Consider the following 6,388-nt stretch of genomic DNA (forward strand, 5'->3'; position numbering starts at 1 on the left):
AACAATTTTTAGAAAAAGCCCTGGTGGGTTACCACCGGGGCTTTTTCGCATTTCCGGGCAGAATCACTCCGACCCACTTCGGTCCACCGGTCCACTCAGCTGCGCTCACGAAAGGAGCCGGCGGTCCCATGGCACCCCTGGCTGATTTCGAGAAACACCGCCCACAACTCTGGGCCGTCGCCTACCGCATCACCGGCTCGGTCGCCGATGCCGATGACGCGCTGCAGGAGGCCTGGCTGCGCTGGCAGTTGCTCCCCGACGAGGAGGCTGCCAACCCGGCCGCCTATCTGACGACCGTCGTCAGCCGTATCTGCTTCGACCAGCTCGGCTCCGCCCGCTCCCGCCGCGAAACCTATGTCGGACCTTGGCTGCCCGAACCGGTCGTGGGCGAAGTGCCCGGGCCCGAGGACCGGGTCACCCTGGACGAATCCATCGGGATAGCGCTGCTGACCGTGCTGGAGAAGCTCACGCCGGCCGAGCGGACGGCGTTCATCCTGCACGACGTGTTCTCCGTGCCGTTCACCGAGATCGCGGAAGTCGTGGGCCGGACTCCGACTTCCGTACGGCAGTCGGCCTCCCGTGCACGGAAGCGCGTACGGGCTGAATCCCCGCGCTGTTCCGTCGACCGCGGTGAGCACCGCCGTACCGTCGAAGCCTTTCTCGCCGCCGTGATGAACGGCGACTTCGAGACTCTCCTGTCCGTCCTGGATCCGGATGTCGTGTGGCGTTCGGATGGCGGCGGAAAGGTCTCGGCCGCTCGTCGCCCCGTGTGCGGCAGGGAGAACGTCGCCCGCTTCGCCCAGGGCATCAGCCGCGGCTTCGACCCGCTGTCGATGCGGGTGGTGATGCGGGACGTCAACGGCGCACCGGGCATCGTCTCCGTCGACCCGGCCAGGGGCAGGGTCCTGGTCTTCGCGTTCACCGTGCAGGAGGGGCGGATCACGGAGGTCTACGCCGTCGCCAATCCGGACAAGCTCCGCCACCTCGATCCGCGGGCGCTGTGTCCGGAACAGCTCTGCCCGAAGGAGCTGTGACTGTCACACTTCTGCCCGCTGCGTCGTCGGGTGGGTATGAACCGACAGCACCGACACCACGTCATCGTCCTCGGCGCCGGCTATGCCGGCCTCACCGCTGCTCTGCGGCTGGCGCAGGGGACCGCCGTCAGCGTTACTCTCGTCGACCCCAGTGACCGCTTCACCGAGCGCGTCCGGCTTCACCAACTCGCGGCCGGGCAACCGGATGTGACGCACCCGCTGTCCTCGTTCCTCCGCGGCACCGGGATCCGGCACGTCGCCGCGCGCGCCGTCGACCTGGACCCGGCTGCCCGCGAGGTGCGTACGGACGACGGCCGGACGCTCTCCTACGACCGGCTCGTCTACGCGCTCGGCAGTGTCACGGACACCCGCATCGCGGGGGAACCGACGGCAGGGGAACGGACGGTGGGAGAGCGCGCGTACACCGCGGAGTCGGCGGCCGAGCTGGGGAAGCGGCTGCTCGACGGCCCGGGGCGGCTCGCCGTCGTCGGCGGCGGGCTCACCGGCGTCGAACTCGCCTCCGAGATCGCCGAATCGCATCCGGCGTGGGACGTCCGCCTCCTCACTGCCGGCAAGCTCGGCGCCGGCCTGTCCGTCAACGGGCGGGCCCACCTCCGTAGGACTCTCGCCGCGATGCGCGTACGGGTCACGGAGGGGGAGCGCGTCACGTCGGTGGACGAAGTCGACGCGGACGTCGCCGTCTGGTCGGCGTCGCTGCGGCCGCTGACCGGGCTCGCGGGTGCGGCGGGCCTCGAGCTCGACGCGGTGGGCCGGATCGTGGTCGACCGGACGCTCCGGTCGGCCACGGATCCGGCCGTCTACGTGGCAGGCGACGCGGCAGCCACCTCTCTGCGGATGGCGTGTGCGACCGCGATGCCCACGGGTGCACACGCCGCTGCCTCCGTCCTCGCCGACCTGGAGTCCCGTCCGGCGCGGCCGCTCCGCTTCCGTTACGTCATGCAGTGCATCAGCCTCGGCCGCAACGACGGCCTCATCCAGCCGGTGCACCGCGACGACTCACCGTTCCGGTCCGTCGTGACCGGGCGGCCGGCGGCGTTCGTCAAGGAGCAGGTTGTCCGCTCAACGGTCCGGATCCTGCGTGTGGCGGCGAGCCGGGCGCGGGCCCGGTAGCGACCGGGCCCCGGCACTCGGCGTTGCGTTCCGCCCACGCCGTGAGCACCGAGCGGCACGCGTGGTCCATGTGCCGCAGGCCGCTCAGATCGAGCTCCACGTTGCGCCCCGAGGGCGGCAGTGAGGCTTCCAACTCGTCCAGGATCCTGGGCAGTCGGAGGAAGTTCGCGTTGCCGAGGACCCGGACGCGGACCGTGCCGTCCTCCATGGTCTGTGTTTCGACATGGACGTGCGAGGACTCCCAGGCGGCCTTGGCGACGGCCATGAGCAGGCCGAGGACGACGCCCTCGAAGAGGTTCGTCACCACGATGGCCCCTGTGGTCACCACGAGCACCACGGCCTCGCCGCGGTGCTCGCGCCACAGCCGGGCGACGTCCCGGAAGGGCAGCAACTTCCACCCCGCGTGCATCAGCACTCCCGCGAGTGCCGCCACCGGGATGAGCTCCAGGGCCCAGGGGACGAGCGAGACGAAGACGAGCAGCCAGACGCCGTGCAGGACGCGCGACGCCTTGGTCTTCGCCCCGGCCCGGACGTTGGCCGAGCTGCGGACGATGACGGCGGTCATCGGCAGTGCGCCGAGCGCGCCGCACACCGTATTGCCGGCGCCCTGGGCGATGAGCTCCTTGTCGTAGTCCGTACGGGGGCCTTCGTGCAGCCGGTCCACCGCGGCCGCGCTGAACAGCGTCTCCGCGGAGGCGATGAGCGCGAAGGCCAGGACCGTGCCCAGGACGCTCATCTCGCCGAGCAGGGCGAAGTCCGCGCTGCCCGGCGGCTGGATCGCCTCGAGCATCCCGCTCACCTCGATCCGGGCCACGGGCAGGGACAGGCCGACGACCACGGCCGTCGCCAGGGCGACCGCGACCAGGGGCGCGGGCACGAACTGCGCCCCCTTCTGCCAGTGCGGCCACAGCACCAGCACGGCGATCGTGCCTACGCCGACCGCGGCGGCGAGCAGGGCGTCGGTCGAGATCAGCGTGTCGATGATCAGGTCGGGAAGTCCCGCGATCTTGGCCGGGCCGCCGGCCGGTGGGCGGGCGTCGGCCATGGCGTAGATCTGGCTCGCCATGAGGACCAGGCCGATGCCGGCCAGCATGCCCTGGATGACGGCGACGGAGATCGCCCGGAACCACCGGCCCAGGCGCAGCACCCCCATCGCGATCTGCAGCAGCCCGGCAGTGAGGACGAGTACGCCGAGCGCGGTGAGCCCGAACTCCCGCACGGCCTCGTAGACGAGCACGGTCAGACCGGCGGCCGGGCCGCTGACCTGCAGGCTGCTGCCCGGCAGCAGTCCGGTGAGGATGCCGCCGACCACGCCGGTGACCAGGCCCAGTTCGACCGGGACGCCCGAGGCGACGGCGATGCCGACGGAGAGGGGGACGGCGATCAGGAAGACGACGAGGGAGGCGGTGAAGTCGGCGCGGAGATCACGGCGCAGGGCGACTCCGTTGTTGGCACCGTCGTGGGAAGGGTTTGACCGGAGCTTGGTCCTGGCGAGCACTTTGCGGGCAGGGGTGAGGGGTATTTTGTCCATGAGGATTACCTCCGAGCGCGCGGTGTCGCGCAGCGATGCGTTCGTTGCCTGTCGGATGTCGGGGTACGGGCAGCGGAGACGTCGGGGTGAGGACCGGCCGGACGGCAGAGGGTGACGGAGCGTGCCGTGGACACCCGCGGTCATTCTGTCCAAGTGGCCAATGCCGTTGGCGTGTTTGCGTGTTACCACGATGTAAACGCAGTGGTGGCGGGCCGGAATGGGCTGTTCCGATCGCTCCGGCGCAGGCCTCTGTGGGCTCACCGGTCAATTGAGCCCGCGCGCACGACGTGCGCGCGGAGTGCAAAGATGGCCGGACACGCCCCCTCCGGTGACGTCCGACGCCGTCCAGCGTTGACGACCAGTGCACTGTGAAGTCCCGGCTGCACTGTGAAGCCCGGCGTGCAGCCCATCCCCGCGCAGCGAAGAGGTGAGCCCGTGGCTCAGAAAGTCGCCGTCCTCGGCACCGGCAAGATCGGCGAGGCGCTGCTCAGCGGCATGATCCGCGCCGGCTGGTCGACCGATGACCTCCTGGTCACCGCCCGCCGCCCCGAGCGCGCCGAGGCCCTCCGCGCCCGCTACGGCGTCGAGACGGTCACCAACGCCGAGGCTGCGAAGTCTGCGGACACCCTGATCCTGGCCGTCAAACCGCAGGACATGGCGGCGCTCCTCAGCGAGCTCGCCCCACACCTGCCCGCCGACCGGCTGGTCATCAGCGCGGCGGCCGGCGTCCCCACGTCCTTCTTCGAGGAGCGGCTGCCGGGCGGCAACCCCGTCGTGCGCGTCATGCCGAACACCCCCGTCCTGGTGGACGAGGGCATGTCGGTGATCTCCGCGGGCACCCACGCCACGGAGGACCACCTCCTCCGCACGGAGGCGATCTTCAAGCCCGTCGGCAAGACGCTCCGGGTGCCCGAGTCCCAGCAGGACGCGGCGACGGCGCTGTCCGGCTCGGGCCCGGCGTACTTCTACTTCCTCGTCGAGGCGATGACCGACGCCGGCATCCTCCTCGGCCTCCCGCGGGACAAGGCCCACGACCTCATCGTCCAGGCCGCCATCGGCGCCGCCGTCATGCTCCGCGACAGCGGCGAGCACCCGGTCAAGCTCCGCGAGGCGGTCACCTCGCCGGCCGGCACGACGATCAACGCCATCCGCGAGCTGGAGAAGCACGGAGTACGGCACGCGCTGATCGCCGCCCTGGAGGCCGCCCGCGACCGCAGCCGGGAGCTGGCCTCCGGCGAGGGCTGACGGGGCGGCCGACCTCGGGCCGTCCCCGGGCCGCCTCTGGGCCGGCCCCCGGGGCGGCCCCCTTTCGATTCTCCGAGCCTCTGACCGTCGCCGACCTGGCGGGATTTCGGCCGGTGGGCTTCCGGGCGGTGGGCCGACCGGGTCGGCGACCTCTCTATGTGTTGTTCAGTACGCGGGCAGCAAGCCGATGGCCCGATAGGCCGCGTCCACCGTCGGCCGGGCGATCCTCCGCGCCCGCTCGGCCCCGTCCCGGAGCACGGCATCCACATAGGCCGGGTCGCCGCACAGTTCGACATGCCGCTCCCGCAGCGGCCGCAGGACTTCCAGCACGGCATCGGCGGTGTCCCGCTTCAGAGCGCCGTACGAGGAATAGCCGTCCGCGAGCTCGGCGGGATTTCCGCCGGTGCACGCGGCGAGGATCTCCAGCAGGTTCGCGATACCGGGCCGGGTCTCCCGGTCGTGGACGACGTCACTGCCGCTGTCGGTCACGGCCCGCATGATCTTCCGGCGCACGGCGTCCGGTTCGTCCAGCAGATAGACGATGCCCGCCGTCTCCGCGTGGGACTTCCCCATCTTCGCCGTCGGATCCTGCAGATCCATGACCCGGGCGGCCACCGGCGGCAGCACCGCCTTCGGCACGGTGAACGTCTGCCCGTACCGCTGGTTGAACCGCACCGCGAGATCCCGCGTCAGCTCGACGTGCTGCGCCTGGTCGTCCCCCACCGGGACCTCGTCCGCCCCGTACGCCAGGATGTCCGCCGCCATCAGCACGGGATACGTCAGCAGCGACAGCCTTACGCCGCCGCCCGCCGCGCGCTCCCGCACCGACTTCTCCTTGTACTGGATCATCCGCCGCATCTCGCCGTCGGACGCCGTGCACTCCAATACATAGGAGAGCCGGGTGTGCTCGTCGACGTGACTCTGTACGAAGACCGTGCACTGCGCCGGATCCAGCCCGGCCGCCAGCATGAGCGTGGCCGTCTGCCGGCTGAGGCGCCGAACCCGTGCCGGGTCGTGCTCCACGGTGAGAGCGTGCAGATCCACGACGCAGAACAACGCGTCGGCCTTGTGCTGGTCCACTTCCACCCACTGGCGGACGGCGCCGAGGTAGTTGCCGAGCGTCAGGTGGCCGGTGGGCTTGATGCCGCTGAAGATCCGGTTGGTCATGGGGTGGTGCGCTCCCTGTCTGGAGGGGACGCCGCCACGGACAGCAAAAACGGCCGCCGAGGCGGCGGCCGTTGGGTGCATGCGCGAGGCACGGAGTCGGGGCCGCCGTCAGGCGGCCCACCACTGCTGTGTACGCACATGCCGAGTCATGCCGTCGACCGTACGCCCCTGAAAAGTGCTTGCGCCACTGGTTTGATGCGCCCTACGGGGTCGTGTAGAGTTCTTCGAGTTGCCGCGGGGTCCGCAAGGACAGCGGGGCAGCCACTCGAGCCGCACCGGC

General features: G+C 70.7%; 5 protein-coding genes. 3 read left to right on the forward strand and 2 right to left on the reverse strand.

Translation table 11 applies throughout. The features are described from left to right. Window positions 1-128: 128 nt before the first annotated feature. Together AS857_RS36655 and AS857_RS36660 are read left to right on the forward strand one after the other, a co-directional pair. Window positions 129-1,034, forward strand: coding sequence for a sigma-70 family RNA polymerase sigma factor (locus tag AS857_RS36655; RefSeq protein WP_058047820.1), 906 nt, complete (start codon window positions 129-131; stop codon window positions 1,032-1,034). 36 nt (window positions 1,035-1,070) lie between these two features. Next, window positions 1,071-2,165, forward strand: a complete 1,095-nt coding sequence (locus tag AS857_RS36660) for an NAD(P)/FAD-dependent oxidoreductase (RefSeq protein WP_058047821.1) — start codon at window positions 1,071-1,073, stop codon at window positions 2,163-2,165. Here AS857_RS36660 and AS857_RS36665 read toward each other — a convergent pair. Then, window positions 2,095-3,696: a SulP family inorganic anion transporter gene (locus AS857_RS36665; protein WP_107105781.1), complete on the reverse strand. Its 1,602-nt coding sequence runs from the start codon at window positions 3,694-3,696 to the stop codon at window positions 2,095-2,097. The genes AS857_RS36660 and AS857_RS36665 overlap by 71 nt on opposite strands. A gap of 435 nt (window positions 3,697-4,131) precedes the next feature. On the opposite strand from AS857_RS36665, the gene proC reads away from it, so the two are divergent. Further along, window positions 4,132-4,941 carry a pyrroline-5-carboxylate reductase gene (gene proC, locus AS857_RS36670; protein WP_058047822.1) on the forward strand — a complete coding sequence of 270 codons (810 nt, stop codon included), beginning with the start codon at window positions 4,132-4,134 and terminating at the stop codon, window positions 4,939-4,941. 165 nt (window positions 4,942-5,106) lie between these two features. Here proC and trpS read toward each other — a convergent pair whose 3' ends face one another. Further along, on the reverse strand, window positions 5,107-6,108 hold the full coding sequence (gene trpS / locus AS857_RS36675; RefSeq protein WP_058047823.1) for a tryptophan--tRNA ligase: 1,002 nt from the start codon (window positions 6,106-6,108) through the stop codon (window positions 5,107-5,109). Between the last annotated feature and the right edge of the window lie 280 nt (window positions 6,109-6,388).

This window comes from Streptomyces roseifaciens (assembly GCF_001445655.1).
GTDB classification, from domain to species: domain Bacteria; phylum Actinomycetota; class Actinomycetes; order Streptomycetales; family Streptomycetaceae; genus Streptomyces; species Streptomyces aureoversilis.